The sequence below is a fragment of the Pontibacter sp. BAB1700 genome, from assembly GCF_000277005.1.
GTDB classification, from domain to species: domain Bacteria; phylum Bacteroidota; class Bacteroidia; order Cytophagales; family Hymenobacteraceae; genus Pontibacter; species Pontibacter lucknowensis.
In genome coordinates this window covers 1-26,203 of the sequence record NZ_AKIS01000089.1, presented here as the reverse complement: position 1 = coordinate 26,203, position 26,203 = coordinate 1, and the positions used below count along the sequence as shown (strand labels likewise).

Below are 26,203 nucleotides of genomic sequence, written 5' to 3'. Positions count from 1 at the left end.
TATGAAAACATTTTTACAGAACAAGGCTTTACCGAAATGGATCATTCTGATCATCGATCAAATCATCTCCACCTGGTCTTTCGCTTTGTCCTTCTTTATCATCCGCCAGTTTGATTTCGAAACAATCCTGCGCGGTCACTTCTTTGTGTACAGTGGTATCTACCTGGTGGTCTCCGTGATGGTGTTTTACGCCATGCGCATCCATACCGGCCTGATCCGCTACTCCAGCACTGACGATATTTACCGCATCTTTACCGCTGTGCTGATGGCCAGTCTGGTGTATGGCGCCATCGTAGGATTGTGGGTTGTGCCTGCCTATCATATTGATTCTGTGAACATTTATGTAGTGCTCCTGGTCAACTTCTTTATCAGTTCTTCGGTGCTGATCATGATGCGTCTGGGCGCCAAGGCCTTGTTTTACTACATTAAGCGTGGTGACAGCGGCAATAAGGAAACAGTGCTGATCTACGGAGCTGATAGTTTTGCCATCCTGGTAAAACAAGCGCTCGAGGTGAGTAATGCTGGTCGCCTGACTATTGCCGGTTTTGTGGATGACAACCCAAATAAGATCGACAAGCATATCCAGCAGAAGCGGGTATACCACATCAACGATATCGAAAAACTGCAGAGCAAACTGCACATTGATAAACTGGTGATTCTGAGCGAAGACCTGAAATCAGAGGCCCGCAAGAACGCCATCGAAACCTGTGTGGAGCTAGGTATAAAAGTGGTGACTGTGCCGCCAACCGAGCAGTGGATGTCGGGTCAGTTGCGCATGAACCAAATACAAGATCTGCGCATCGAGGACCTACTGCAGCGTCCGCCAATCGTAATAGAGAATGACAAAATATCAGCTGACCTTGCCGGCAAGCGTATCCTGATCACAGGCGGTGCCGGTTCTATTGGTTCAGAAATTGTGCGCCAGGTACTGTCTTATAAACCGGAAATGGTGATCATCTGCGACCAGGCCGAGTCGCCGCTGCATGACCTGCAGCTGGAAATGGAAGAGCACTACCCGGAGGCAAACCTGAAAATCTGCATTGCGGATATTCAGAACTTCAACCGCATGTATGCCCTCTTCAAGGAGTATAATCCGCAGATGGTATACCATGCCGCTGCCTATAAGCATGTACCGATGATGGAGAGCAACCCATCAGAAGCCATCCTGACAAACGTACTGGGTACTAAAAACCTTGCAGACCTCTCGATGACATTTGATGTGGAGAAGTTTGTGATGATCTCGACGGACAAAGCCGTAAACCCAACCAATGTGATGGGGGCTTCGAAGCGCATCGCGGAGATCTACATTCAGTCGCTCAACAACATCAGCGCACAGCCAAAGCTTCAGGATAATGTGCAGGGTACAGCCCTGCAACAGACCCGCTTCATTACAACCCGCTTCGGCAACGTGCTGGGCTCGAATGGTTCGGTGATTCCGCGTTTCCGCTCCCAGATCGAAAAAGGCGGTCCGATCACCGTGACACACCCGGATATCACCCGCTACTTCATGACGATACCGGAAGCGGTGCAGTTGGTACTTGAAGCCGGCACGATGGGTAGAGGCGGCGAGATCTTCATCTTCGACATGGGGCAGCCCGTGAAGATCGTTGATTTGGCCCGCAAGATGATCAAGCTGGCCGGTCTGACAGCAAATGATATTGAGATTGTGTTCTCAGGTCTTCGTCCGGGTGAGAAGCTCTACGAAGAGCTCCTGAACCAGGAAGAGCTTACCATCCCGACCCACCACGAAAAGATCAAAGTATCGAAAGTGCGCGAGTACACCTATAACAAGGTCCTCGCCAGCATCAATGAACTCCTCAACCTCAACAAGGAAGGCGACGAGCTGGACACTGTGAAGCAAATGAAAAAGATCGTCCCTGAGTTTAAAAGTAAGAACTCCAGGTTCGAGGAGCTGGACTCAATGGTACAGTAAAACCTCTTTAGATGGTATCAAACAGGAGAAGGCCCGGATACAATCCGGGCCTTCTCCTGTTTGATGGTGTACCTGGTCCAATCTTTCATGTCCAAGGCGGTTAGCTTCACGGACAAAGCAAAAATTCCCTCCTCGGAGGGGTTAGGGGTGGGTTCCTCCTGTTAGTCTGTTTTCCAAAACCCAAGTCTCAATCTCCCTTAACACATTGGAAATATTCCGCTTTATCTCTAGGTCATCGAATCTCAAAAATGAAATCCCAAGCTTCTCAAGAGTATTTTGTCTTGCTACATCAATTTCATAAGCATAATCATGCTGTCTCCGTCAATTTCTATTGCTAGCATGAGGTCTTTGCAATAGAAATCTACAATGAAGTTATCAAGAGGCTTTTGACGGTCAAAGTCTAAACCCAAAAATTTCCTTGCTTTCAATTCGTTCCAAAGCAGCACTTCAGATAACGTGCTTTCTCGACGAAGCTTTTTTGCTAGCTCTTTTAGATGAGGCTTATATGGTATGATATCACGTTTCATTAAAGAACGATTAACCCACCCCTAACCCCTCCGAGGAGGGGAATTGTTCCCTAACTTATTATGAAAATAGAATACAACATAGCTGATTTAGAAGGAACCTACAACGCCGGCAATACCTTCGCCTTCACTTCCCCAAATCCAACTCTAATACCATTCCGCTCCGCAAAGCCGCGCATGATCACGGTGTCATAATCATTGATAAACTTGCGCTCGGTGCCGTCAGAAAGCTGGATAGGTTGGGTGCCGCGCCAGGTGAGTTCGAGCATGGAGCCGTAGGAGGTTTTGTCGGGGCCGCTGATGGTGCCGGAGGCGTACATGTCGCCTACCTGGATGTTGCAGCCGTTGCTGCTCTGATGGGCCAGCTGCTGGTTCATGTTCCAGTACATGTATTTGAAGTTAGAGCGGCAGATGCTGTTTTCCTGTCCATCTTCTGGCTGCAGCAATACCTCCAGGTTAATGTCGTAGTTGTGATCGCCGTGGAACTCCAGGTATGGCAGCGGCTTCGGGTCCTGCACAGGGCCTTTCACACGGAAGGGCTCGAGGGCATCTAAGGTCACTACCCAGGGGGAGATAGAAGAAGCAAAGCTCTTGGCCAGGAAGGGACCCAATGGAACATACTCCCAGGTTTGCATGTCGCGGGCGGACCAGTCATTAAACAGCACCAGGCCAAAGATGTAGTCATCCGCTTCATCCGGGCTGATCATGTCACCTAGTTTAGTCTCACGGCCGGTGATAAAAGCGACCTCCAGCTCAAAATCGAGCAGGCGGGATGGGCCAAAGGTCGGGGCAGTGGCATCAGGGGCTTTGGTTTGTCCATTTGGGCGACGGATGTCCACTCCAGACACAATAATGGAAGAGGCCCGGCCGTGGTAACCAATTGGTATGTGCTTCCAGTTTGGGAGTAAGGCATTTTTAGGATCACGGAACATGGTGCCCACATTCGTTGCGTGCTCAATGCTGGAATAAAAGTCGGTGTAGTTACCTACTTTAACGGGCATCAGCATTCGGACCTCACTTTGCTTAATCAGGCATTCCTGCATCAGTCTGCTATTGCCACTGATCTCGTCGTTGTCATTGCGGAGCAGTTCGGACACCCGGTTGCGCACAGCCCGCCACATCGGTTTTCCCAGCGTGATAAAGTCATTCAGGTATGGACGGTGGAAAACAGTTGGGTCAACATCAAGGAGCTCGAACAGGTTATGCTGGGCGACAGCACACAGGTCGAGCACATAATCGCCAATGGCTACGCCTACACGCGGGTCTTTGGTGGCTGACTCGAATATGCCGAATGGAAGGTTCTGTATCGGGAAGTCGCTCTCCTGAGATATTTCGATCCAGGAATGCAGTGCAGGGTCGTTCGCTTTTAGCATAGTGCAAGAAAATCTGGGTTGTTAGACAAATATAGGGATTTTGAGGGGGATGGGAAAGTTTGTAAAAGCGTATATGCTGTAGGTTTAGAGAAAATGTAATTTATACCTACCCTGTTTGAACACCCTCTCTCGCGTCCCGCGAGTGTGGGCTATGCTGCGGACTCCGGCCGCTTTTCAATGTACTTTCACACATGTGGCGGGACGCCACCAGATAATTCACACTCGCGGGACGCGAGCGAGGGCACAGGATTCTTAGTTTAATGTACCACTTCGCAGCACCATACAAAAAAAGCAGGTACTGATTTCTCAGCACCTGCTTCAGGCTTATTGTCTTTTGTCAAAAAAGTCTTAAATCTACATAGCCTAAGGCAGCGGCGTCACATTGACAGCCTCTACGGCTTTAATTTCTGGTATAGCTTTGAGCACCGATTGTTCCACACCGGCCTTAAGCGTCATGGTAGACATCGGGCAGGTACCACAGGCGCCCAGCAGTTCCAGCTTTAGGGTCATATCATCGGTTACTTCGAGCACCTTTACGTTGCCGCCGTCAGCTTCCAGGTAGGGCCTGATCTGGTCGAGGGCACTCTCGATGCGAAGTAAAAAATCGTTGTCAACATTAATGGTTGCCATCTGTCTTAGCTTTTAATTTCTACTGGTTGTGTTTTGGCCAAAGTCGCATTACGAACAGACACTTGCTGGGCTACAGCCTGGGCCAACTCTCTGAAAACACCGGAAGCAGGAGAATCGTTCTGCAAGGCCACCGGAGTTCCTTCATCGCCGCACTCGCGTATACCTTGCACCAGCGGTACCTGGCCCAATACCGGCACATCAAACTTCTTCGCCAGGTTCTGTCCGCCCTCTTGTCCGAAGATGTAATACTTATTCTCAGGAAGCTCGGCAGGGGTAAAGTAAGCCATGTTTTCGACTACACCCAGTACCGGCACGTTGATCTGCGGCTGACGGAACATTTGCAGACCTTTCTGGGCATCGGCAATCGCTACTTTCTGAGGCGTCGTCACGATCACAGCGCCTGTTACCGGTAGCACCTGCACCATAGTGAGGTGGATGTCAGAGGTTCCCGGAGGAAGGTCGAGCAGGAGGTAGTCCAGTTCGCCCCACTCCACATCGCTGATAAATTGCTTCAAAGCAGAGCTTGCCATAGGGCCTCTCCAGATCACCGCATGATCAGGTGGCGTCAGGAAACCGATCGACATCAGCTTTACGCCATACTTCTCCACCGGAATGATGTAGTTTTTGCCATGATCGCCCTGTACCATGCTTGGGCGCTGGTCTTCCACACCAAACATAGTAGGTATAGAAGGTCCGAAAATATCGGCATCGATCAGGCCAACCTTAGCACCTGACTGTGCCAGGGCAATGGCCAGGTTGCTCGTGACGGTAGACTTACCTACGCCGCCTTTACCGGAGGCAATGGCGATGATGTTTTTTACGCCGGTAAGTACCTCACTGCTGCCCGCACGGCCGGAAGTAACACGGGAAGTCATGTTCACGGTTACTTCTGCCTCCTTGTCTACCATCGTATGGATAGCGCGGATGCAGGCATTGCGAATTAGATCTTTAAGTGGGCAGGCTGGAGTAGTCAGGATCACAGTGAAGCTCACGTTCTTTCCATCCACCTGCACGTCCTCGATCATGTTGAGTGTCACTAGATCCTTGCCCAGGTCCGGTTCCTCGACATAGCTGAGGGCTTTTAGTATATCTTCTTTTGTAATTGCCATAGTATTAATCGCTTTTGTAAAGCCTTACAAAGATACAAACAAAAAAACTTTAAACATGATTTAGCGGATGCTTATTGCGTTCACTCACAGCACTGCTTATGCCGCAAGTTTAGCGTCAGTGCAACTTGCGGGTAATAAAGGGGCGGAGAGGTAGAACGCTCTATCTCCTGCTTAATCCTGAAAATCTTTTAATCCTGAAAATCCTGATTCTGACAATAAACTTTATCTTTGTCATCCCATATTCCTTTACCCCATGTCCCTGATCCCAAAAGAAGTAGTTGACCAGATCCTTGCTCAGGCTGATATAGCGGAAGTGGTGGGGGATTTTGTCTCGCTCAAGAAGAAAGGACAGAACCTGTGGGCCTGCTGTCCTTTCCACCACGAGAAGTCACCGTCTTTCTCAGTTTCACCTGCTAAAGGCATTTACAAGTGCTTTGGCTGCGGAAAGGCGGGTAACTCGGTGCAGTTTATCATGGATGTGGAGGGGACCAGCTTTCCGGAGGCGCTCAAGTACCTGGCCAAAAAGTATGGCATTGAAGTGCCGGAAGACCAGCCGAACCCCGAGTATGCCAAAGAACAGAGTGAGCGGGACAGCCTGTACATCGTCTCTGATTTTGCCAGCAAACATTACCAGCAGCTGTTGCATAGCCACGACGAAGGCTCCATTGGGCAGTCCTACCTGAAAGAGCGGGGGTTGAGCGGTAACACTATTCGAAAGTTCGAGCTGGGGTATAGCCTTGATGCCTGGTCTGACCTGACCGACGCTGCCCTAAAGGCAGGGTATAAGCAAAAGTACCTGGAGGCGACAGGACTGACCATTGCGAAGGAAGACGGCAAAAAATATGACCGATTCCGGGGACGTGTCATGTTCCCGATCCATAATATATCAGGACGTGTCATCGGATTTGGTGCCCGTACGCTTAAAAGCAACGATAAGAAGAGCCCCAAATACCTCAACTCCCCCGAGTCAGAGATCTACCACAAGAGCAATGTGCTCTACGGCATGTACCAGGCCCGGCAGGCGATCCGTATGCAGGATATGTGTTACATGGTGGAAGGCTACCTCGACGTGCTCTCATTGCACCAGGGCGGGATTGAGAACGTAGTAGCCTCTTCGGGCACTTCCCTTACCGAAGGACAGATCAAACTCATCGCCCGCTATACCCAGAACATCACAGTACTCTACGACGGTGATGCGGCAGGTATAAAAGCTTCGCTAAGGGGGATAGACCTGATCCTGGAGAATGGCCTGAACGTGAATGTGGTCACTTTCCCGGCAGGGGAGGACCCTGATTCTTACATCCACAAAGTTGGCGACGAGAAGTTCAAAGCCTATGTGGCAGAGCATTCGCAGGACTTTATCTCGTTCAAAACTAGCCTGTACGCTGAGGAGTCGAAGGGCAACCCGGTAAAGAAGGCGGAGGCCATACGGGAGATTGTGACCTCAATCTCCAAAATTCCGGACCCGATCAAACGGACTGTTTTCTTCCAGAGCTGCAGCCTGATCTTTGACATTGATGAGCAGCTGCTGATCTCGGAGTACAACAAGATGCACCTGCAGGAGCGCCAGCAAAAGCAGCAGCGCACAGGTAGTCCGGAGGATCTGGCAGAGGCGGAGGCCTATGAGGCAGAGCAGATGGAGGCTGAAAAGCCAGCCACGGAAGCTGATAGTCTGAAACGCTACGAACGGGAGATTGTGCGGATGCTGCTGAATTACCCGGATAAGGTGCTGGTGGATGGGCAGAATACATGCCAGTACATGCTGGAGCAGCTGGAGGATGTGGAATTTCGCACGCCGCTCTATGCCCGCCTGATCGAGGTGGTAAAAGAGAAGTTGCAACAAAGTGTTATACCTTCGGCAGAGGACTTCATCAACTACCCGGACCAGGAAATACGGACCGAAGCAACCAACCTGCTGTCGGACCCCTACGAGCTTTCCCACAACTGGGAAACACACCAGATTTACGTTCCCCATGAGTCGGACCTGCTACCCTATGGTGCCGAGCGGGCCGTGCTACGCCTGAAGTGGCGCAATGTGCAACTGCTTATGAAAACTGAAATGGAAAAGCTCCGCCTCGTTACCGACCCAACCGAGCAGGACCGCGTACTCCAGGTCATCTTCCAGCTCAAATCCTTCGAGAAGCAAATCGGAGATCTGCTGGGGATTGTAGTGAATAAGTAGGAAGGAATACTTAGCCGTCATATTGTGTTATGAAATAAGAAGGCAATGCGGTATAAACTTTTTACCTTTGCAGCGCATTTCATAGTATAGACAATCACCTTGCTGATAACCATAGGTATAGCAGGTATATGGAGTAACACATGGAAACTAATTCATTAGAGCCAATCAAGCTCGATTCAATAGAAGAAGCGATCGAAGACATCCGCCAGGGTAAGATTATCATTGTGGTGGATGACGATGACCGCGAAAACGAAGGTGACTTTATCTGCGCCGCAGAAATGGTTACACCGGAGATCATCAACTTCATGGCGACGCACGGTCGCGGCCTGATCTGTGCGCCTCTTACAGAAGAGCGTTGCGACGAACTGGGCCTCGAGCTAATGGTCGGCCGCAACACGGCCCTGCACGCTACACCGTTCACAGTATCCGTTGACCTGATCGGACATGGCTGCACCACAGGTATATCCGCCTCTGACCGTGCCAAGACCATTCAGGCGCTGGTTGATCCTAACACAGATCCGAACTCACTTGGCAAACCGGGGCACATATTCCCGCTGAAGGCTAAGAAAGAAGGTGTACTGCGTCGTCCAGGCCACACAGAGGCTGCTGTTGACCTGGCCCGCCTGGCTGGACTTGCACCGGCTGGCGTGCTGATCGAGATCATGAACGAAGACGGCACCATGGCCCGCCTGCCGGATCTGGTGAAAGTAGCGGAGCGTTTCAACCTGAAGCTTATCTCAATCAAAGACCTGGTAGAGTATCGTCTGAAGAAGGAAAGCCTGATCGACCGTGAGATTGCGGTGGAACTGCCAACTGACTTCGGAAATTTTGACCTGTACGCCTTTACGCAGCGTAGCAACGGTGCCAAGCACCTGGCCCTGGTGAAAGGAGACTGGAAAGATGACGAGCCTGTACTGGTGCGCGTACACTCTTCCTGCGTGACAGGTGACATCTTTGGGTCATGCCGTTGCGACTGCGGTCCGCAGCTGCACGAAGCCATGCGCATGGTAGAGCGTGAGGGCAAAGGCGTGATCGTATACATGAACCAGGAAGGACGAGGCATCGGTCTGATCAATAAACTGAAGGCCTATAAACTGCAGGAACAAGGCCGTGATACGGTAGAGGCTAACCTGGAGCTTGGTTTCGGTATGGACGACCGTGACTATGGCGTAGGAGCGCAGATTCTGCGTGACCTTGGTGTAACGAAGATGCGCCTGATCACCAACAACCCGAAGAAGCGCGTTGGCCTGATCGGTTATGGACTGGAGGTAGTGGAAAATGTGCCGATAGAAATCGCGCCGAATCCGCATAACCAGAGCTACCTGACCACCAAGCGCGACAAATTGGGGCACGAGATCCTGAAAAATACGGTTGTGCGCTAAGCAGCCTTGAATAACTGAACAGAGAGCCCGTACCGCCAGGTACGGGCTTTTTTTGTACAAGCCGCAGGAGCGTAGGTTAATAATTATTTCGTGAAAGGTCTATCCCGCTTCTGTTTTCTTACGTTATGAATTGTATGTAATCTTTTGTGAAACAATAGGTTAGGTAGGTGGTTTTATAATAGGTTGTTCACAATTTTAACGTTTTGCTAATGAAAAGACTGAGTACCAAATATTTGTTTTTTGCATTATTAGTGGCATTTGCCTGCGAAAGTAGATGGGGTTGGGCACAAATGCGGGAAGGATTTGACACAGAGCGATGGCTGTATGGAAAAGTTGTACTGACCAGCGGAGATAGTTTGCAGGGGGCAGTGATTTATCATCCGGCAAAAGATGTTGTGCAAATAGCATCAGAAGACGGCACTATCAATTCTCTTTCAGCTGTCAATGTCAGCCATTTTATGATCAGCGGTGTTTATGATGGCAAGCCACAGATCTTTCGCTCACTGCCCTGGAACAGAGGGAGCTTTCAGAGTGATTTCAGGGTACCGGTATTCTTCGAGCAGATAAATCAGGGGGAACTCATGCTCATGAAAAGATACGTGGGCGTGACAGCTGCGAAAGGTGAACAGCATCAGCAACAGGCAACAGCATCGCTGCAAACACATTATTTCCCGCACTTTGCCACAGCCGGAGACGAACTACAGGAAATTCTGTATGTGATGCTGCCGGACGGGGAAATAGTACAACTGCGTAAGCACAAAAAAGACCTGCTTAAGCTTTGCGGTACGCAAGCAGGAAAAGTGAAGCAGTATGTAAAAGCTAATAAGCTTGACTACAATAATTCCAAAGACTTACTCAGTATCGTAGACTATTATAATTCCCTCTAAAGCAAAGGCTTAGAGGTCACGTAGCCGCACCAGCAGAATGGATGCGAATACAAGCACTGCGATATAAAATAGTGCAGGCAGCACAGCCCAGGCCGGACTAAGTGCCATCATGGGGCTGGTGAGGCCATCTATAATCTCCTGCCCCGGCGTAGGAGTAAGGCTTCCAAACACCTTCATAGGCATAAAACGATCGATATGGTCATCGATCTGGTAATGTATGATGGGCTCCACTATTTTAGACCAGGCCAGAAAGGCGATGATGGCCAGCCCGCTCTTACGGATCAGAAAGGCAAAGAACATGGCCAGACACATATATCCCACAGCCTGCACAAAGAAGTAGGAGAGATGATCGATCTTACCAAGTATGGCTCCCATACTGGTGTCGGAGCTGTAAATTAATCCGAAAAACAGGCCCATCACCAGGAGAAACACAGTGGCCAATGCTGCCAGACCCAGCGAGACGTAAAATTTAGCCAGAACGGCCTCTGTGCGTGATCGCCCGTCTATGACCTGTTGCCTGAGCGTACGATAGCTGTACTCATCCGTGATCAGCACGATCACCAATATACCCAGGAGCAAATTGAAAAAGTAGGCGACATAAGTGAAGCGCATCCAAAGGTTAGGGAAATCATACAGCGATTTGCCCAGCGACTGCCCGCCTACCATCATGTTGCTGCTGAAGTAAATCAGCAGTACCTGCAGTAGCACATAGATGGCCATAATTACCCAGAAAGTAGGGTATTGGAGTATCTTCCTGAGCTCAGTTCTGATCAGATTCATGCGGGGCTTATTTTTGGGTGATTTCAAGAAACTGCGCCTCCAGGCTTTTGCGGCGCACCAGGAGCTGGGATAGCACGATGCCCTGTGCAAACATATCGCGGTTGAGGTCGGTGCTAGTATAGCCTTCAGAGAGTGTGAGGCTGACATAATTCTTTTCCTGCGCAAATTTCACAATGTAGGGCAGGCGCTCCAATAGCTGCAGTACCGGGGCCAACTCATCGGCGCTGATCAGCAGCTGATCCTGCGTAGAGAGGATGTCCCCCACCGGACCATTGGCCTTGAGCTTGCCTGCCTGGAGCACGGCTACGTGTGTGCATACCTTCTCTACTTCATCAAGCAAATGACTGGCCAGCAGGATGGTTTTGCCTTGTGCAGCAATCCGGGTGATCAGGTCACGCACCTCGGCTATACCCTGTGGATCAAGGCCATTAGTCGGCTCATCGAGCACCAGCACCTCCGGATCGTTGAGCATGGCGGCGGCCAGTGCCAGACGCTGTTTCATACCCAGCGAGAAGCCTTTGAAGGTAGTGTGGCTGCGGGTGCCAAGACCTACCATATCGAGCATCTTGTTGATATGCCGGTGGTCTGCCTGCTTGGTGTCGGCCGCTACTTCCAGGTTGGCGCGTGCTGTGAGGTAGGGGTAGAAATTGGGCGTTTCGAGCAGAGCACCGACCCTACGCTTCGTTTCGCTGCTTATAGAATCCCCAAACCACTGAAAACTGCCTCCGCTTGGCCGGATCACGTCCAGCACCATACCAAGCGTAGTGGTTTTGCCGCTTCCGTTCGGGCCAAGCAAGCCGTAGATGCTGCCTGTCTCCACCTGCAGGGTCAGCCGGTCCACTGCCTGCAGGCTTCCGTATTTCTTTGAGAGTTCGTTCAGGTATAGGACTGTTGCCATAGCGGTGAGTCGTTTAGACAAATATAGCGTTTTTCTGATATCGGCTGAGAAAAGAAAAGCGCTCCTGCTATACCTGAGCAGGAGCGCTTTTCATGCTGGGAAAATAGACTTAATACCTCCTGCCTTGCTATTCAGTACCTTAATTTAAGAGATGACAGGCCTCTGCTTTCTACTACCAGGATCCTTACAGGATGACAAAAGAGGAGGGCTAATTATTCTTGCTGAAGTCGAGGTTGTAAAACAGGCTTACCTGTAAGGTATGGTTATGTTCAAACACAGTGCCATTGGCCTTCTGCACGATCTGGTTGAGGTAGCCCAGCTCAAGCGTCGCAGCATTGCTGAACTTATACCCCAGGGCAGCATAGGCCCGGTTCTGGTCGAAAATGTTTCGCTGGATGTTGTTGCCGAAGCCTACAAAGATTTCGTCATAGGCTGCCAAAAACGGCTCACCCGCTTCGATGCTGGTGCCGATGAGCGGCAGTGTGGCCTTGAGCATGTAGCGTGCCCGGTTGAGGTAGGTGGTGGTTTCGGCTCCGGCTGGTTTGATCCAGCGTTGCTCCAAACGGTAGCGATGCATCAGACCTACACGCGACACGCTGTTTTTGAGCTGCAACTGCTGGTAAATGCGGTGCTCCGGAAAGGTACCCGCTGCTGGGAAGTCGCCGTAAGGGTGTGTTTCGATATAGGCGTAGCCCAGCGTAAACATGGCCGATGGCGTCAGATCGTAGTTTATACCTGTGCGAATAAGCAGTTGCTGCGGGTCTTTGAGTATATTGTGGCGACGCCATTGCACTTCGGTATGCAGTCCCCACTTGTCGTTGAGTTTGTGGTCGCCGAAGTACATGTACCAGCCGTTGCTATTGAAATCTTTCACACGCTCACTTTGCGCCTGTGCCGGAGCGCTCAACCATAGGAGCAGGCTCAGGGCCGGTAAAATTCTGAAAAGTATACCTTTGATATCCATGCTGACAAAGTTCGATCCCAAAAGGCTGAAATTCAACTTGAATATTCGCCTATTTTTCACTTACTTATAAGTGATTATTAGCTTATGCAAGTAGATAAAGAAAATTACAAGACCACCGAGCTGAGCATGACCGCTGCCGAAGCCAATGTGCGGGCACTGGTTTTCATTGTGCCAATTCTGGTAATCTACGTGGGAGCTTATCTGCTCAACTGGCCCGAGCAGTTCTCTACCCAAAACCTGCGACAGCTTGTGCAAACGAACCGGGACCTGCTGATGATCTCCCCGATGCTTATGCTGCTGGTTTTCATAGTTGGAGCAGTAGTGCACGAGTTGCTGCATGGGCTCACCTGGGCTGTGTTCTGCAAAAACGGTTTAAAGTCAATCAAATACGGCGTGTACTGGAAAATGCTGACACCCTACTGCCATTGCAAAGAAGTACTGCCGCTGAGGCAGTACGCCATAGGCGGAATGATGCCGGGACTGGTGATGGGGCTGTTGCCCGCTTTGGCAGGTATAGCCATGGGGCATTTCCTGCTTTTCCTGTTTGGTTTGTTCTTCAGCATGGCCGCTGCCGGTGACTTGCTCATTCTTTGGATGCTGCGTCATCAGCATGGCTCCGACCTCGTGCAGGACCATCCGGATAAGATCGGCTGTTTTTGTGCTTAGCTCGAAGGTATAGGAAAGTCGCGCCTTTTGGCTATATTTAAGGTATGGCTCTTTGAGACTTTAAGCACCAGACTATGAATTATAAAAAACTATTAGGCGGAGGCCTCACCCTGGCAACCCTGCTCGGCGGCAATCTGCAGGTATCAGCTCAGGATTACAAGCAACTGCACGAGCAGGCTATTGTGGTAGACACGCATAACGACGTGTTGATCTCGGTACTCGAAGGGCTGCGGCTGGAGGATGACCTCCGTGGCAAAACACACTCTGACCTGGCACGCTTCAAGGAGGGTGGGGTCGATGTACAGGTGTTTTCAGTCTGGAGTGATGGTACCTATGGAAAAGGCAAAGGCTTTAAGTTCGCTAACCTCCAGATCGATTCTCTCTATGCCATCGTAAACCGAAACCCTGACAAGATGATGATTGCCCGCACACCTGCCGATATAGAGCAGGCCGTTGCGCAAAACAAAATGGCTACCATGATCGGGGTGGAGGGCGGACACATGATGGAGAGCAATCTGAAGTACCTGGAGGCACTGCACAAGCGCGGTACCATCTACATGACCCTGACCTGGAACAACTCCACTCCCTGGGCTACTTCTGCCATGGACGAGGAAGGTGGTGAGCTGCCTAAGAACCGCAAACCCGGACTTACCAAATTTGGCAAGCAGGTGGTGCGCAAAATGAACGAGCTGGGGATGCTGGTTGACCTGAGCCACGTAGGTGAGCGTACATTCTGGGATGCCATGGCCACAACCACTAAGCCAGTACTGATCTCACACAGCTGCGTACATCACTTCAACCCGCATTTCCGCAATCTCAAGGACGATCAGATAAAAGCAATCGCCAAAAACGGCGGCGTGATCCATCTTAATTTCTTCTCCGGCTTCCTGGATCCGGAGTATGACAAGCGCATGAGTGCTTTCCGGGCCAGACACAAGGCCGAAGTAGACTCGCTGCGCAAGGAAGGGAAGAACTCTATTGAGGTATTTGACTGGGCGATGGAAAACTATCCGGAAGAAGCCTCAGAACTGCGTCCACCCCTGTCTATCCTGCTCGACCACCTTGATCACATCGTGAAGCTGGTTGGCGTAGACTACGTAGGCCTCGGCTCTGACTTTGATGGTGTCACTTCTACACCCAAGCAGCTCGACAGTGTAGCCGATATGCCGGTGATTACCCGTGAGCTGCTTGCCAGAGGATATAGCGAAGAGGATATTAAAAAGATACTAGGCGAAAACTTCCTGCGCGTGCTGCGTGCAAATGTGAATTCATAAGCAGGTATAGGTAAAATGTAAAGGTCAGGCCCAATCACAGAGCCTGACCTTTACATTTATACCCTCGCTCGCGTCCCGCGAGTGTGAGTTATCCTGTGGCGTCCCGCCACTTGTGGCAGGGCCACAGATCAAAGCGGCCAGAGACCGCCCGATAGCTCACACTCGCGGGACGCGAGCGAGGGTAGTGCCTTTACCTGTACCTGGGCCAGAGGCCCCACCATAGTAGACACGGCGTCATACTACTAAATCCTATTACTCAGGCACAACCCTGTAAATCGTGCCCGGGCTCTCCACTGCGACATAGATATACCCATCCAGTCCCATCTTCACATCACGCACGCGGCCGATGTTTTTGAGGAGCTTCTCTTCACTTATTATCTTGTCCCCATCCATTTTGAGCTTGCTCAGGAACTGGAAACGCAGTGACCCTGTCAGCAGGTCGCCCTCCCAGCCTTTGTAGCGGTTGCCCGTCACGAAAGCCATGCCGGATGGGGCGATTGATGGCACCCAGTACCAGAGTGGCTGTTCCATTCCTTCTTTTTTGGTCAGTTCAGTCAGCACGGTGCCGTTGTAGTTGATGCCGTAGGAAATCACAGGCCAGCCATAGTTCTTGCCTCGTTCAGCAATGTTCACTTCGTCGCCACCTCTTGGGCCGTGCTCGTTGGTCCAGATGGCGCCGGTACGTGGGTGTATTGTCATGCCCTGTATGTTGCGGTTGCCGATGGTCCAGATAGAGGCGATGGCTCCTTTTTCGTTTGCGAAAGGGTTGTCGGCAGGTATAGCGCCATCGTCTTTGATGCGGTGCACCTTGCCTGGGGAACGCTCAATGGTCTGCGCATTCTCGTGGTGCTGGCCACGGTCGCCTATCGACACATACAGCATACCATCACGACCAAACTCCAGACGGGAGCCGTAGTGGTGGCGGGTACGGGCCCAGGGCTGCGCTTCAAAGATCACTTTCTGATCAGTGATTTTATCGCCCTCCAGTTTAGCACGCATCACGGCAGTAGTCGAGAGCGTTTGCTCTCCTTCTTTCTTGAAGGCAGAGTAGGAGAGATAGATTAGGTTGTTATTGGCAAAGTCAGGATGCAGCTCTACATCCAGCAAACCACCTTGTCCCTGTGCCAGCACCTCAGGTGCGCCGGAAATTTGCTGCAGCTCTCGACTTCCCTTTGGCAAACGGTAGAAGGCGCCGTTGCGGTCTGTGATCAGCATGTCGCTGTTTGGCAAAAAGGCCATCCCCCACGGAATCTCCATACCTGTAGTCACGGTGTCGACGCGGTAGCGGAGGTCCTCGGAGGTATAGACAGTACTGGCGGTGGCTTCTTCGCTGAAATCGTACTGCTTCACGTTCTGTATACCTTCCTGAATGTAAGCGACCAGCGCGGTGACTTCCTGATCAGAGAAAGTCTGCTCAAAGGCGGGCATGCTGCCTCCTCGGGGTAGCCGTGCTTGATGGCGGCAAAAAGATTTTCAGCAGAACTGCCATGCTTCCATTTACGGTCAGTAAAGGCCTCCATCTGTTCACCGTGACAGCCGGAGCAGTAGTTGGCGTAATTGGTGCGGGCTTTCTCCAGCTGAGCCTCGGACAATGCTACTTCCTGAACGGAATTTTGGGCGACAGTCTGTGTATCCGGATTGCTTGTGCTGGCGCTGCTGCCCGAGCTGGTGCAGCTATCCAGTGTGATAAGGGTTAGTCCCAGGAGTGGGAGCAGGTGATTTGTCTTTAACATAGTAGTTGTGTTTCAATCTTCGGGTGGCGCGGGGTTCGCAACCTTGTGTATACAAATATAGTGGGTGTAAAAGCAAAAGCCACCTTCATCGGGTGGCTTTCACGTTTTATGCTGATTCTGCTTTACAGCGGCAGTTTCACATCTTTCATCAACCTGCCCACCGGGTACATGTTATGTGTTGGCTCATAGTGCGGAGAATTTCTGTACACAAAATCCAGCTGGGCGCGGGCGTTTTTGGCAAACTCCGGATCCTGCTTTTTACGGGCTTCCAGTTGCTTGCGCAGGTCTGGGTTTTGCTTCAGGATATCAGCGGCCAGATCCTCAAACACATAGCTCGAGAAGTATTCTTTCTGCATCAGGATACTGTCGAAGAAGTTCCAGTTGAAGTAAGAGTCAACAGCCTGTGGCTCCAGTGCCTCCACCAGGAAGCGGTTGGCCTCCTGGTTCAGGTATACCACGTAGTCGCCTTTCAGGAACTGGCGAGGCATGGTGCGGGTCTCCACTTGCGTACCTGTGTGCAGGTAGTGACCTTCGTACGGACGGGGCGATGTTTTATAATCGGTGATGTAGTAGGTGTCGAGCGTGAGGGTGGTATCCCGCTTGAGCTGGCGCATTTCCACTTTGTTCAACTTCAAACGCTCGATTACTTCACGCCAGGCCTGCGGAATAATGTATGCCACTGGTTTCTCCACGGTCACAGAAGGGGTGAAGGTATTGTAATAGTTGATGTTGGTAGAGTAGGGGGCCTTGCGGTCGTAGTAAAGGCGCTCGAGTCCGCTTACTTCGCTTGGCTTATACCTGGCGGCATAGCCCAGGAAAGGAATCTGCTCCACCTTGGTAGTGTCCAGTTTCCAGTCCAGCGCAAAGGTCTTCTGTGTCAGCGTCTCCTGCTTGGCTTTGGCTCTCAATTCGCCTATTTCTTTCGCATCTCGGCTCACAGTGCTGATCATGTGCTCCATCAGTTTGTAAGTAGACTGCACCCGCTGGTCAAATGGCTTGAGCATGTGTGTTTCGGGCACAAAACCGATGGTGTTGTATAGAGCGGTATAACCGGTTGCATAGCGCGGCGACTCCATGAAGCCTATGATGCCTTTCTCCGGTGTTTCACCAATGGTATTCATGTAAGGTACCATCGGGAACTTGTCTTTCTTCATGCCTTCATACAGCGTAGGCAGCATCTTACCTTGCAGGTAACCGGCTAGTGTCGGGTTCAGTTTGTTATGCTGCGTCGCGATCAGGGTCATCACATGCTGGTAATCGGCGCCGTTGGAGGTATGGTTGTCCATGAACACATCCGGGTCCCAGTCGCGGTAGATGAGGTGAAAGGCCTGCGCGTTTTTAGAATCCGTCTTGAGGTAGTCGCGGTTCAGGTCCAGGTTGCGGGCATTGCCCCTGAAACCGTAGCTCTCCGGTCCGTTCTGGTTGGTGCGGGTATGACTGTTGCGGTTGAGCGCTCCACCGATGTTATACACAGGTATAATGGCCAGTACCACATTATCAAGCTGCTTGCGCTTGTTCTTATCCTGCAGGTAGTCGCGGGCCAGCAGCATGGTGGCGTCAATGCCTTCCGGCTCACCCGGTGTATGCCGTTCTGGATCAGCAGTACCCGCTTGTCTTTCTGTTTAATGGAACGCGGGTCGAAGTCTTTGTCGGTGGAGATGATGACCAGGTGCAGCAGACGGCCCGAGTCGGTATAGCCGTAGGGCACCATTTTTACTTCGTCGTAGGCGGTGTCGAGCTTGCGGTACCAGTCAATGGCCTCGTCGTAAGTGGCGGTCTGGTTCTTGTTGCCTTTCTCGTAAGGCGTTTTCAGGTCGGTTTTGTCAGGTGTTCCGGTAGCCAGCAGCGCGGCTAAGAGTAGGGTGGTTAGCATGTGTGGTGTTTACAATTGGTCTTGCAAAGCAATGTTAACCAATTCAGGGCAAAAATCCTGCTTATACCTGAAAAGTCTTCCGGTGTTTGTTTGTCGGGAAGAGCTGTTTGTCCAGGCTATACTTGCCTGGGCCGATGAAGTAGAGGGCAAAGAAAAGGATAGCCGCCTCCAGTGCGTGTGAGTAACCGCCAAATCCGTCGCCGGCGCTCATGTGGCGTAGCGTGGCCACCAGCATGGTGATAACCAGCAGGATGGTTGTCGGGCGAAAGAAAAGGCCCAGCACCAGCAGCGCACCGCCCACTGTTTCAGCAAACGCAGCCATAAAACCCCAGAATTCAGGCATGAAGTCTATACCCAGCAACTGCATGTTCGCTCCTATTTTGGCCCAGCGCTCGGGCCCGCCGACCATTTTAGGCCAGCCGTGCAGGATGAACATAATGCCGATGCCGATGCGGAGCAGCAGCAGGCCGGTGTTTTTATAGCTATAGCGGGTGCGGAGTAATGACATGAGAGCAATAATACATAATCCGCTGAAGTATTACAAAAATCTAATATATTAAAATGCCGCGAACAAGGGTATTGGCAGGTACCTGATCAGGTTTCAGGTTATGCAGGTTGTTTTGGTCTAACTGGCTGGTATCCAATAAAAAAGACATGCCTGCGGATTCACTCACTGCCACAAAGCCCGCCTCACCCAAACTGGTGTAGGCAATCGGATGGTGCTGTGTTACTTCGCTGTATTTTGATCCAATTCCCAAACCCTGAGCCGTTTTGTACTCTTCGCCCTGTACCTGGATGCGCCATACCTGGCAATCGGGGTCACAGGTTTGCTCTACCAGCAGCCCGCGTGGACTATCTGGACCGCTGAAGACATAAGCTGTAGACTGCTGGCCCTCGTTCTGCAGGGTGGTATCCCGTATCTGCAGACCTGCCGGCACCTGGTTGCGCATTTCCTCGATGGGCATACCTATCCGGATGTTGCCCACCTGTCCCTTACGAATGACAAAGTCGGCAGGCTGGGTTGCGGGGGAGGGGGTGCCTGATTCAACGGTTTGTGTCATCGGCCCGCCTTCGATTGCCGTATCGGTAGTGCTGGCCGCTTCATCGGTGTTGTCACGGTCGGCCAGGCAAGCTGCCATGCCCACCCCCAACAGGATGGCGTAAAGTATATTCTTAAGCATGAGGTGAGATTAGGAAATCATTATATTCATCTTAACCCTGTTGTGACTGCCGGGGTTGTCGTATATTAGCACGAAAACGTAATTCGTTTATTTTGTCATACATCAACTAAAAATAATAAAATGGCTTTACCATTAATACTGGTTTCGAACGACGACGGCATTACAGCGCCAGGTATACGGACGCTGGTGAAAGTGGCCAAGAAAATAGGAGAGGTAGTGGTTGTGGCACCTGACGGACCGCAATCAGGTATGGGGCACGCGATCACGATCGGCAATACGCTGCGCCTCGATCGCTCCATTGCTTTTGAAGACCTAGGTATAGAGGCCTACGAGTGCTCCGGTACCCCGGCCGACTGCGTGAAGCTGGCCAAGCACCATGTGTTGAAAGACCGTCGACCTGATCTGGTGGTGAGCGGCATCAACCACGGTTCCAACTCCAGCATCAGCGTGTTGTACTCGGGTACCATGTCAGCGGCTATTGAGGCGGCTATCGAGGGCCTTCCGGCTATCGGGTTCTCGCTTTGCGATTACGGGCACGAGGCTGACTTTTCGCATACCGAAGAGTTTGTGGAGCTGATTATCCGGCAGGCGCTGGAGCATGGTATACCTGAGAATACGGCCCTGAACGTAAACCTGCCAAAGAAGAGCAGTGAGCCGATCAAAGGTGTGAAAGTATGCCGGCAGGCCCATGCCAGGTGGCAGGAAGAGTTTGACGAGCGCCTTGACCCGCGCAACCGCCGCTACTTCTGGATGACGGGCAGCTTCGTGAATCACGACAAAGGAGAGGACACCGACGAGTGGGCGCTGGTAAACAACTACGTATCCGTAGTGCCATGCCAGTTCGATATGACGGCCTATCATGCCATGGCCACGCTCAATGAGTGGGATATTTAAGGTATAGAAAAACCCCTGGGCTGTGAAGATCAGCACCAGGGGCAACCTAACATTTTTGTTTTTATAGCTTATTTTAATCTGGTGATTACTACATCGGCATTCTTTGCATTAGAGTCTGCAGGCTTGCTTGAGCCGTCATTTGTCACAAAGAGGATGGTAAGCTTTTGACTAACCGCTACAGGTTGGCCGTCTACTTTACCGGGATTCCACATACCTTGTGTTTTCTGAATTGTGCCAGAGATAGCATCATGCATTTCTTTTCCCATACCTACCGAGAACATGCTGATTACTTTGCCGTCTTCCTTTATGACTAGGTGCACCTCAACGGCTCCTTCAAAGTCAGTGTTGGCAGGGTAGCGCAGGTTTTTGGCCAAGTATCTTTCAAAGGATCCCTCTTTAAAAGTTGGCTTCACATCTACTTCCTCTATCTTATAAGAATGCTTGGTATACTTGGTCATAGTCGGTACGCCCATCTTTTCGCTGCCGCGGCCCGATTCCGAACTCAGGAACTGCACAGGGAGCACGAGTTCAGAACCAATGGGCTGTCCGTTTTTGAGGGCTGGTTCCCACTGGCCGGAAGTAGCCTTCACGGCTGCCATGGCTGACTCTGACAGCTTAGCCAGCATAGTTTTGTTCTGGAGCTGGAAAGTGGATGCATCCATGTAGTCGAGCTCAGAGCCAGGGCCGACCATTTTCTTCAGTTTGGTGCCTTCCAGTCGCACGTTCGATACCTGCCTTCCTTGTCAACATAGAACTTCACCACTACACGGGCGTTCAGATTTTCCTTTTTAGCTTCGGCGGGTAGTGCCAGGTGCGCCTGCATCGCCTGTTGCATGGCCTCTGTGCCGCCCTTAAAGGCAGGCATTCGATTGGCCACACTGGCTGCGGCGGTACGGTCAGCTTCGCTCAGGGCAAACCTGATGGGCAAGGTATAGCGTACTCGCACGACCTCTTCATTTTGCCGGCCTGGGGACCAGTGACCACTCATCAGCTTCACCACCCGTATCGCTTCCTCGTCAGTTTCTTTGCTGAGTGGTTTTACAGTTTTTACTTCACTGATCTTACCATCGGTTTCTACTACAAAGGTTACCACGGTCAAGCCTTCCACTCCATTGCTTTTGGCAATAGCAGGGTACTGGATGTTGGTGCCCAGGAATTTCATCATTTCAGCTTCACCACCCTTAAACTGCGGCATGTGCTGGACGTAGCTGTAGGGTTCGCCTGCAGGCTTCTTTTGCTGTGCTAGTGCGTCTGTTTGCAACCCGATGCTGAGTGAGAGGGCCAACATGGGAGCTGCCAGTAAGATCTTGATTGAGTTTTTGTTTTTCATGAGATCTAAGTTTTATAGTTCTGTTTTAGGAAAGAAAAGGCAATAGTGACCCTGCCCCGGCTTTTAACTGGGTTTAGCAGGTATAAAATAGGGTGAAACTATTATTTTATGGCGAAGCGCACGGGTAAGGTATAACGGACAGGTACAGCTTTACCGTTCTGTTTGCCAGGATCCCACTGACCTTGCATGGCTTCTACTACGCGTATGGCCTCTTTGTCCAGGTCCTCGTGCAACGACTTTAGTAGCGTTATTTCGTTTAAGCCGCCTGTCTTATCTACCACAAAGCTCAACACTACCAGTCCCTCTACGCCTGCATCCTGTGCGCTCTTTGGGTAGCGAACTTGTCGTGCCATAAACTTCATCATCTCAGATTCACCACCCTTAAACTCAGGCATCTGCTCAACATAAGTATAGGGCTTTTCAGTAGAACTGGCATTTTCAGTCGCAATGTTAGGTGTAGCAGTTGGTTCTGCCAGCTTGACCTCATTCTTCACTGTTTTGGCTGGTTCGGTGGTTGCTGCGTTGGCCGTCGCAGCTGCAGGTTCTATACCTTCGCGCTTCTGCTCGCCTATTGGAGTTGAGGCTTTTCGTGCTGGAGCCATTACGAGCAGCTCCGTCAGCGAAGCGGGTTCTTCCACGAGAGTTGTCACATCAGCGCTTACTTTGCTACTGGAGAATGCTACCAGCAGTATGAGTATTACGGGCAGGGAAAGCAGCAGGCGCGCCTTGCTTACAGGTTTTCCATGCAACTGCAGCATGCGCAGGCGGCGGAACACTTGCGGCTTCTGGAAGTAACTTCCAACCGGTATGCCCGCCATGTAAAGGGCCTCCTTAGCCAATAACGAGCTGTATTCCTGTGGCTGGCAGTTAGCGAGTACCTCCGCATCCGCCTGAAACTCGTGCACATTGCGCAGCTCTTCTTTCATAAGCCAGACCAGCGGATTGAACCACAGCAAAGCGGTCAGGATTTCATAGTAAAGTACATCGTAGGTATGGCGCAGACGTACGTGGGCCATCTCGTGCGAGAGGATCTGCTGCTGCTCCTGTGCGGACAAATGCTTCATATCTCCCAGGAACACATAGTGCAGGAAAGCGAACGAGGGAAACTGTCCTTCAGTTTGGAGCACGGTTGCCTCAGTCCCTGATGATTGGAGCGGTTTGGCGGCAGACGCCAGCGTCCGGATGCGGATCACCTGCATGCCCAGCCTAAAGAGTAGTACAAGGCCAATTACACCGTACAGTATAAGGAGCCATTGGCCGGTTGTAAAGAGTGGTGCTGTAGCTGGTGCAGTCGAATTATAGCCCGTTACCTGTATTTCCTGCAGTTGGATGGCAGGTATGACATCCGTGGAGGGAAGCACGGCCTGGAATGGCAGTGGTAATTCCAGCAGAGGAATAGTTAGCGCCAGTACAGGAGTCAGTAGCAAATATAGCCTATTAAAAAGCAGGCCAGGCTGGTTATGCAGCACCAGTCTGTAAAACAGGTATAGCACCAGCAATGCTATAGCAGACTGCAGCAGGTAATTAAGCATTGTTTCCATCTTGTTGGTCCTCTTCTTTAAGGTCGTCTTTTACATGGCGCATCAGCTGGTCAAGCTCTTTTACGTCCAGGTTATTGTCTTTGGCAAAGAACGAAACAAGCTTTTCGAAAGAGCCTCCGAAGTAACCGCTCATGAAGTTCTTCAGAAAAAAGCTCTTATACTTGTCTTCAGCCACCAGCGGATAGTACTCGTGAGACTTACCAAAGGCATTGTAACCGACGAATCCCTTCTTCTCCAAAATGCGAACAACGGTCGATACCGTGTTATAGGCTGGCTTAGGTTCCGGCATCTCTTCCAGAATATCTTTCACGAATCCTTTTTTCATCTTCCAAAGGATCTGCATGATCTCTTCTTCGGCTTTGGTGAGTTCTTTCATGGGGCTTGTGGCTGTTGAATAAGATAAATATATAACTAATTACTTAGTTTACAAACTAAATGTTTAGTTATTTGAGAATATTTTAAATAAAAAATGGCTCCCTGTAAGGGGAGCCATTTTTAGAAGGTATAAAAATCAGGGATTAGTAGCCCTCGTTTCTTACCAGGTTCGGGTTACGCTCAATCTGCTGAAGCGGAATTGGCCATAGGTTACGGAAAGCTTGTCCTTCACAGAAGCCAAGCACCTCGCATGTCAGGTTGTAACGACGCAGATCAATGTAGCGGAGGCCTTCGCCTACGAACTCCAGACGGCGCTGACGCAGAATCTCATCAAGTGCTGCCGTTACAGAAAGTGCACCCACATCAGGTAGACCGGCTCTGTTTCTGATAGTATTGATGTCCTCACGAGATTGCTCTGATACAGTATTGGACTGTCTTATGGCAGCTTCTGCTCTGATCAGGTACATCTCTGCCAGGCGGATCACAATTACGTTGTCGGCGTTATTCACGGCATCTTCGTACTTTAGGAGTCTGCGGCGGTTGGCGGAGCCTTCAATGCGAACAGTTGACTCAAAGCGGGTGTCACCGTTAGCAGCTGATGCTTGCAAAGCCTCATAAGTACCCTGACGCACGTAGAATTTCTGACCAGGTGTGTTCGGGTTAGTAGATGAGCCCAGGTTGTTTTGGTCGTTTGCCGTGAAGTCAATCTCAAAGATGGACTCTCTGTTGCCGCTGCCTTCTGTGGTGAAGACGCTGGCAAAGGTAGGCATCATTTCAAATGCATTGCTTGTGATAACCTGGTTGGCTTTGGCCTGTGCCTCACCATAGTTGCCAACCTGCAATTGCACACGGGCTAGCAAGGCAGTTGCCGCAAGTCCTGAAGCACGGCGAGGATCTGATCTTTCCTCAGTGCCCAGCATGTTCTCTGCATTGGTCAGGTCACTGATGATGGAGTTGTACACCTCCTGCTCAGATGCGCGCGGAAGGAACTGAATGTCTGGCAAACCAGTGGTCGCATTCAGCTCAAGTGGTACTCCACCAAACACCTTCACCAGATCAAAGTAAGCAAGCGCTCTTACAAAGTACATCTCACCCTGAACGGCATCACGCTGCTCAGCTGTGATAGTACCAGCTGAAAACAAATCATTAGCCTGAGAGATAACTGTGTTAGCACGGTTGATAACTGCATAGATGGTACTCCATGTGTTGTCAATCTGTAAGTTGGAAGCCGTAAAGTTCCGTCTGGTTGCCTCGAGGTCAGTGGTAAATGTACCGATGAACTCCATGTTGTCGGAGTATACCTCATTGTAGAAGGCATAACGGTATCCGTAGTAGTCTGCAGACTGCATAGCGCTGTAAGCACCAAGGGCAGCCTTGTCCAATGAATTGAAATCAGTTACGGCAACACCAGCCTCTACCTGTGTGGTCGGGGCTACTTCCAGTCTTTCCTCACAGCCGGTCATCACACTCAAACCAAGTGCTGCGGCCAATATGTATGAATATTTTTTCATCTTGATAATCGGTTTAATGATTAAAATCCAACATTAACACCAAATGTGATGGTGCGGCTCTGAGGCACTGTGTAGAAGTCTACACCCAATGTTGTATTGCTGGTACCTGCAAAGTTCACTTCCGGGTCGAAACCTGGGTAATCTGTGAAAGTAAGCAGGTTTTGAGCCTGAGCATACACACGCAGTGATCTCATTCTCAGGCGCTCGCTAACAGAAGTAGGCAGTGTGTAGCCCAATACCATGTTCTTGAGGCGCATGTAAGAACCATCATATATAAAGCGTGATGTGTTGCTTCTGCCATTGTAGTTCTCATCCAGGTAAGTAGCACGCGGTACGTCTGTTACGTCACCTTCCTGGCGCCATCTGCCCAGTACATCTTCCACCATGTTGTCGTCATATACACCAAGGTGCATCTGGTACTGACGCGATGGCATCGCGATTTCGTTGCCGTAAGAGAACTGGAAGAACACATTCAGGTCGAAGCCTCTGTAGCGGAAGGTATTTGTCAGACCACCGATAAAGTCTGGCTGTGCATTGCCGATCACAGTGAAGTCATCGTCTGTGATAATGCCGTCTCCGTTGATATCACGGAAGTTCACGTCACCAGCCATTGTTCCATTGAACTCAGCCTTAGATTCTGGGACATCCTCTGTTCTGCTGTAAATGCCGTCAGAGATCAAACCGTAGAAAGTACCTATTGGCTGACCTTCGCGCAATACAAGTGAGTTGCCGCCGAAGCCGTAGAAGATGTCCTGTCCTTCATAAAGCGACGTTACCTTGTTGCGGTTACGGGCAATGTTAAAGTCTGTTGTCCAGTTAAAGCCATTGCCTGGGTTAGAGATGTTTACTGTGTTCAGGGCAATTTCAAAACCTTTGTTTTCAGTAGAACCTACGTTGAATTGCACACTAGAGAAACCACTCTGCGTTGGAATAGGACGGGCAAAAAGCAGGTCCTCTGTCTTCTTCACATAATAGTCAAACGCAAGGTTAACACGACCATTCAGGAAGCCAATGTCAGTACCTACGTTAAACTGTCTGGTTGTTTCCCACTTCAGGTCCGGGTTGGCCAGCTGAGACTGGCCAARGGCCACACGAAAGGGGGTCAAGTTAAGGGTGCTACGCCTGTCGTAAGAGCAGGTATCTGAAGTCGCCGATCTCCTGGT

At 50.8% G+C, this 26,203-nt stretch carries 24 protein-coding genes and 1 pseudogene; 7 read left to right on the top strand and 18 right to left on the bottom strand.

The annotated features are described in order from the left end of the window. Positions 1 to 1,933 (top strand): nucleoside-diphosphate sugar epimerase/dehydratase (locus O71_RS11490; RefSeq protein WP_007656784.1); only part of this gene is annotated, 1,933 nt, incomplete at its 5' end. Positions 1,934 to 2,074: 141 nt separating this feature from the next. Here the strand turns inward: O71_RS11490 and O71_RS11485 are convergent. The 4 genes and pseudogenes from O71_RS11485 to O71_RS11470 all read right to left on the bottom strand — a co-directional run bounded on the left by O71_RS11485 (position 2,075) and on the right by O71_RS11470 (position 5,569). Beyond that, positions 2,075 to 2,460 (bottom strand): annotated as a pseudogene (locus O71_RS11485) (endonuclease domain-containing protein). Between the two features lie 98 nt (positions 2,461 to 2,558). Next, a complete protein-coding gene (gene fahA, locus O71_RS11480; protein ID WP_007656782.1) occupies positions 2,559 to 3,830 on the bottom strand; it encodes a fumarylacetoacetase in 1,272 nt (423 codons plus the stop codon). Between the two features lie 363 nt (positions 3,831 to 4,193). Continuing rightward, positions 4,194 to 4,460, bottom strand: coding sequence for a NifU family protein (locus tag O71_RS11475; protein ID WP_007656779.1), 267 nt, complete (start codon positions 4,458 to 4,460; stop codon positions 4,194 to 4,196). Positions 4,461 to 4,465: 5 nt separating this feature from the next. Further along, complete coding sequence (locus O71_RS11470) at positions 4,466 to 5,569, bottom strand: Mrp/NBP35 family ATP-binding protein (RefSeq protein ID WP_007656776.1); 1,104 nt, start codon at positions 5,567 to 5,569, stop codon at positions 4,466 to 4,468. A 253-nt stretch (positions 5,570 to 5,822) separates the two neighbouring features. On the opposite strand from O71_RS11470, the gene dnaG reads away from it, so the two are divergent. The 3 genes from dnaG to O71_RS11455 all read left to right on the top strand — a co-directional run bounded on the left by dnaG (position 5,823) and on the right by O71_RS11455 (position 10,020). Then, on the top strand, positions 5,823 to 7,751 hold the full coding sequence (gene dnaG / locus O71_RS11465; RefSeq protein ID WP_007656774.1) for a DNA primase: 1,929 nt from the start codon (positions 5,823 to 5,825) through the stop codon (positions 7,749 to 7,751). Positions 7,752 to 7,891: 140 nt separating this feature from the next. Further along, complete coding sequence (locus tag O71_RS11460) at positions 7,892 to 9,133, top strand: bifunctional 3,4-dihydroxy-2-butanone-4-phosphate synthase/GTP cyclohydrolase II (RefSeq protein WP_007656772.1); 1,242 nt, start codon at positions 7,892 to 7,894, stop codon at positions 9,131 to 9,133. A gap of 290 nt (positions 9,134 to 9,423) precedes the next feature. Beyond that, complete coding sequence (locus tag O71_RS11455) at positions 9,424 to 10,020, top strand: hypothetical protein (protein WP_007656770.1); 597 nt, start codon at positions 9,424 to 9,426, stop codon at positions 10,018 to 10,020. Positions 10,021 to 10,029: 9 nt separating this feature from the next. On the opposite strand, the gene O71_RS11450 is transcribed toward O71_RS11455, so the two are convergent. The 3 genes from O71_RS11450 to O71_RS11440 all read right to left on the bottom strand — a co-directional run bounded on the left by O71_RS11450 (position 10,030) and on the right by O71_RS11440 (position 12,683). Further along, entirely contained in the window at positions 10,030 to 10,800 is a 771-nt protein-coding gene (locus O71_RS11450) for an ABC transporter permease (protein ID WP_007656768.1), read from the bottom strand. Positions 10,801 to 10,807: 7 nt separating this feature from the next. After that, positions 10,808 to 11,698 carry an ABC transporter ATP-binding protein gene (locus O71_RS11445; protein ID WP_007656767.1) on the bottom strand — a complete coding sequence of 297 codons (891 nt, stop codon included), beginning with the start codon at positions 11,696 to 11,698 and terminating at the stop codon, positions 10,808 to 10,810. Between the two features lie 208 nt (positions 11,699 to 11,906). Beyond that, entirely contained in the window at positions 11,907 to 12,683 is a 777-nt protein-coding gene (locus O71_RS11440) for a DUF2490 domain-containing protein (RefSeq protein ID WP_155800832.1), read from the bottom strand. Between the two features lie 63 nt (positions 12,684 to 12,746). On the opposite strand from O71_RS11440, the gene O71_RS11435 reads away from it, so the two are divergent. Beyond that, on the top strand, positions 12,747 to 13,328 hold the full coding sequence (locus tag O71_RS11435; RefSeq protein WP_007656764.1) for a DUF3267 domain-containing protein: 582 nt from the start codon (positions 12,747 to 12,749) through the stop codon (positions 13,326 to 13,328). A 74-nt stretch (positions 13,329 to 13,402) separates the two neighbouring features. Next, on the top strand, positions 13,403 to 14,602 hold the full coding sequence (locus O71_RS11430; RefSeq protein ID WP_007656763.1) for a dipeptidase: 1,200 nt from the start codon (positions 13,403 to 13,405) through the stop codon (positions 14,600 to 14,602). Positions 14,603 to 14,854: 252 nt separating this feature from the next. On the opposite strand, the gene O71_RS11425 is transcribed toward O71_RS11430, so the two are convergent. The 5 genes from O71_RS11425 to O71_RS11410 form a co-directional block, all read right to left on the bottom strand. Continuing rightward, on the bottom strand, positions 14,855 to 16,030 hold the full coding sequence (locus O71_RS11425) for a PQQ-dependent sugar dehydrogenase (RefSeq protein ID WP_237717821.1): 1,176 nt from the start codon (positions 16,028 to 16,030) through the stop codon (positions 14,855 to 14,857). Next, entirely contained in the window at positions 15,949 to 16,335 is a 387-nt protein-coding gene (locus O71_RS25635; protein ID WP_007656759.1) for a cytochrome c, read from the bottom strand. Before O71_RS25635 ends, O71_RS11425 begins: the two co-directional genes overlap by 82 nt. 122 nt (positions 16,336 to 16,457) lie before the next feature. After that, positions 16,458 to 17,885 (bottom strand): hypothetical protein, encoded by a 1,428-nt coding sequence (locus tag O71_RS11420; protein ID WP_007656757.1) that lies wholly within the window; start codon positions 17,883 to 17,885, stop codon positions 16,458 to 16,460. Positions 17,886 to 18,269: 384 nt separating this feature from the next. Next, complete coding sequence (locus O71_RS11415) at positions 18,270 to 18,716, bottom strand: DoxX family protein (RefSeq protein ID WP_007656753.1); 447 nt, start codon at positions 18,714 to 18,716, stop codon at positions 18,270 to 18,272. 40 nt (positions 18,717 to 18,756) lie between these two features. Next, positions 18,757 to 19,389 carry a hypothetical protein gene (locus O71_RS11410; protein WP_007656752.1) on the bottom strand — a complete coding sequence of 211 codons (633 nt, stop codon included), beginning with the start codon at positions 19,387 to 19,389 and terminating at the stop codon, positions 18,757 to 18,759. Positions 19,390 to 19,509: 120 nt separating this feature from the next. Here O71_RS11410 and surE point away from each other — a divergent pair, with 120 nt between their 5' ends. Next, positions 19,510 to 20,283, top strand: coding sequence for a 5'/3'-nucleotidase SurE (surE, locus tag O71_RS11405; RefSeq protein ID WP_007656749.1), 774 nt, complete (start codon positions 19,510 to 19,512; stop codon positions 20,281 to 20,283). Between the two features lie 68 nt (positions 20,284 to 20,351). On the opposite strand, the gene O71_RS11400 is transcribed toward surE, so the two are convergent. The 6 genes from O71_RS11400 to O71_RS11375 all read right to left on the bottom strand — a co-directional run. After that, a complete protein-coding gene (locus O71_RS11400; protein ID WP_007656748.1) occupies positions 20,352 to 21,005 on the bottom strand; it encodes a hypothetical protein in 654 nt (217 codons plus the stop codon). Continuing rightward, positions 20,981 to 21,613, bottom strand: coding sequence for an energy transducer TonB (locus O71_RS21725; RefSeq protein WP_007656746.1), 633 nt, complete (start codon positions 21,611 to 21,613; stop codon positions 20,981 to 20,983). Before O71_RS21725 ends, O71_RS11400 begins: the two co-directional genes overlap by 25 nt. A 101-nt stretch (positions 21,614 to 21,714) precedes the next feature. Then, positions 21,715 to 23,154, bottom strand: coding sequence for a M56 family metallopeptidase (locus tag O71_RS11390; protein WP_007656745.1), 1,440 nt, complete (start codon positions 23,152 to 23,154; stop codon positions 21,715 to 21,717). Continuing rightward, on the bottom strand, positions 23,138 to 23,530 hold the full coding sequence (locus O71_RS11385; RefSeq protein WP_007656743.1) for a BlaI/MecI/CopY family transcriptional regulator: 393 nt from the start codon (positions 23,528 to 23,530) through the stop codon (positions 23,138 to 23,140). Before O71_RS11385 ends, O71_RS11390 begins: the two co-directional genes overlap by 17 nt. A 142-nt stretch (positions 23,531 to 23,672) precedes the next feature. After that, a complete protein-coding gene (locus tag O71_RS11380; protein ID WP_007656736.1) occupies positions 23,673 to 25,040 on the bottom strand; it encodes a RagB/SusD family nutrient uptake outer membrane protein in 1,368 nt (455 codons plus the stop codon). Positions 25,041 to 25,060: 20 nt separating this feature from the next. Continuing rightward, a partial coding sequence (locus O71_RS11375) for a TonB-dependent receptor domain-containing protein (RefSeq protein WP_237717820.1) occupies positions 25,061 to 26,203 on the bottom strand: 1,143 nt, incomplete at its 5' end.

Bases quoted from the DNA above. Each gene is read 5' to 3' on its own strand.
- fahA (WP_007656782.1), bottom strand. From the start codon at position 3,830: ATGCTAAAAGCGAACGACCCTGCACTGCATTCCTGGATCGAAATATCT.
- O71_RS11475 (WP_007656779.1), bottom strand. From the start codon at position 4,460: ATGGCAACCATTAATGTTGACAACGATTTTTTACTTCGCATCGAGAGT.
- O71_RS11470 (WP_007656776.1), bottom strand. From the start codon at position 5,569: ATGGCAATTACAAAAGAAGATATACTAAAAGCCCTCAGCTATGTCGAG.
- dnaG (WP_007656774.1), top strand. From the start codon at position 5,823: ATGTCCCTGATCCCAAAAGAAGTAGTTGACCAGATCCTTGCTCAGGCT.
- O71_RS11460 (WP_007656772.1), top strand. From the start codon at position 7,892: ATGGAAACTAATTCATTAGAGCCAATCAAGCTCGATTCAATAGAAGAA.
- O71_RS11455 (WP_007656770.1), top strand. From the start codon at position 9,424: ATGCGGGAAGGATTTGACACAGAGCGATGGCTGTATGGAAAAGTTGTA.
- O71_RS11450 (WP_007656768.1), bottom strand. From the start codon at position 10,800: ATGAATCTGATCAGAACTGAGCTCAGGAAGATACTCCAATACCCTACT.
- O71_RS11445 (WP_007656767.1), bottom strand. From the start codon at position 11,698: ATGGCAACAGTCCTATACCTGAACGAACTCTCAAAGAAATACGGAAGC.
- O71_RS11435 (WP_007656764.1), top strand. From the start codon at position 12,747: ATGCAAGTAGATAAAGAAAATTACAAGACCACCGAGCTGAGCATGACC.
- O71_RS11430 (WP_007656763.1), top strand. From the start codon at position 13,403: ATGAATTATAAAAAACTATTAGGCGGAGGCCTCACCCTGGCAACCCTG.
- O71_RS11425 (WP_237717821.1), bottom strand. From the start codon at position 16,030: ATGCCCGCCTTTGAGCAGACTTTCTCTGATCAGGAAGTCACCGCGCTG.
- O71_RS25635 (WP_007656759.1), bottom strand. From the start codon at position 16,335: ATGTTAAAGACAAATCACCTGCTCCCACTCCTGGGACTAACCCTTATC.
- O71_RS11420 (WP_007656757.1), bottom strand. From the start codon at position 17,885: ATGCTGCTGGCCCGCGACTACCTGCAGGATAAGAACAAGCGCAAGCAG.
- O71_RS11415 (WP_007656753.1), bottom strand. From the start codon at position 18,716: ATGTCATTACTCCGCACCCGCTATAGCTATAAAAACACCGGCCTGCTG.
- O71_RS11410 (WP_007656752.1), bottom strand. From the start codon at position 19,389: ATGCTTAAGAATATACTTTACGCCATCCTGTTGGGGGTGGGCATGGCA.
- surE (WP_007656749.1), top strand. From the start codon at position 19,510: ATGGCTTTACCATTAATACTGGTTTCGAACGACGACGGCATTACAGCG.
- O71_RS21725 (WP_007656746.1), bottom strand. From the start codon at position 21,613: ATGAAAAACAAAAACTCAATCAAGATCTTACTGGCAGCTCCCATGTTG.
- O71_RS11390 (WP_007656745.1), bottom strand. From the start codon at position 23,154: ATGGAAACAATGCTTAATTACCTGCTGCAGTCTGCTATAGCATTGCTG.
- O71_RS11385 (WP_007656743.1), bottom strand. From the start codon at position 23,530: ATGAAAGAACTCACCAAAGCCGAAGAAGAGATCATGCAGATCCTTTGG.
- O71_RS11380 (WP_007656736.1), bottom strand. From the start codon at position 25,040: ATGAAAAAATATTCATACATATTGGCCGCAGCACTTGGTTTGAGTGTG.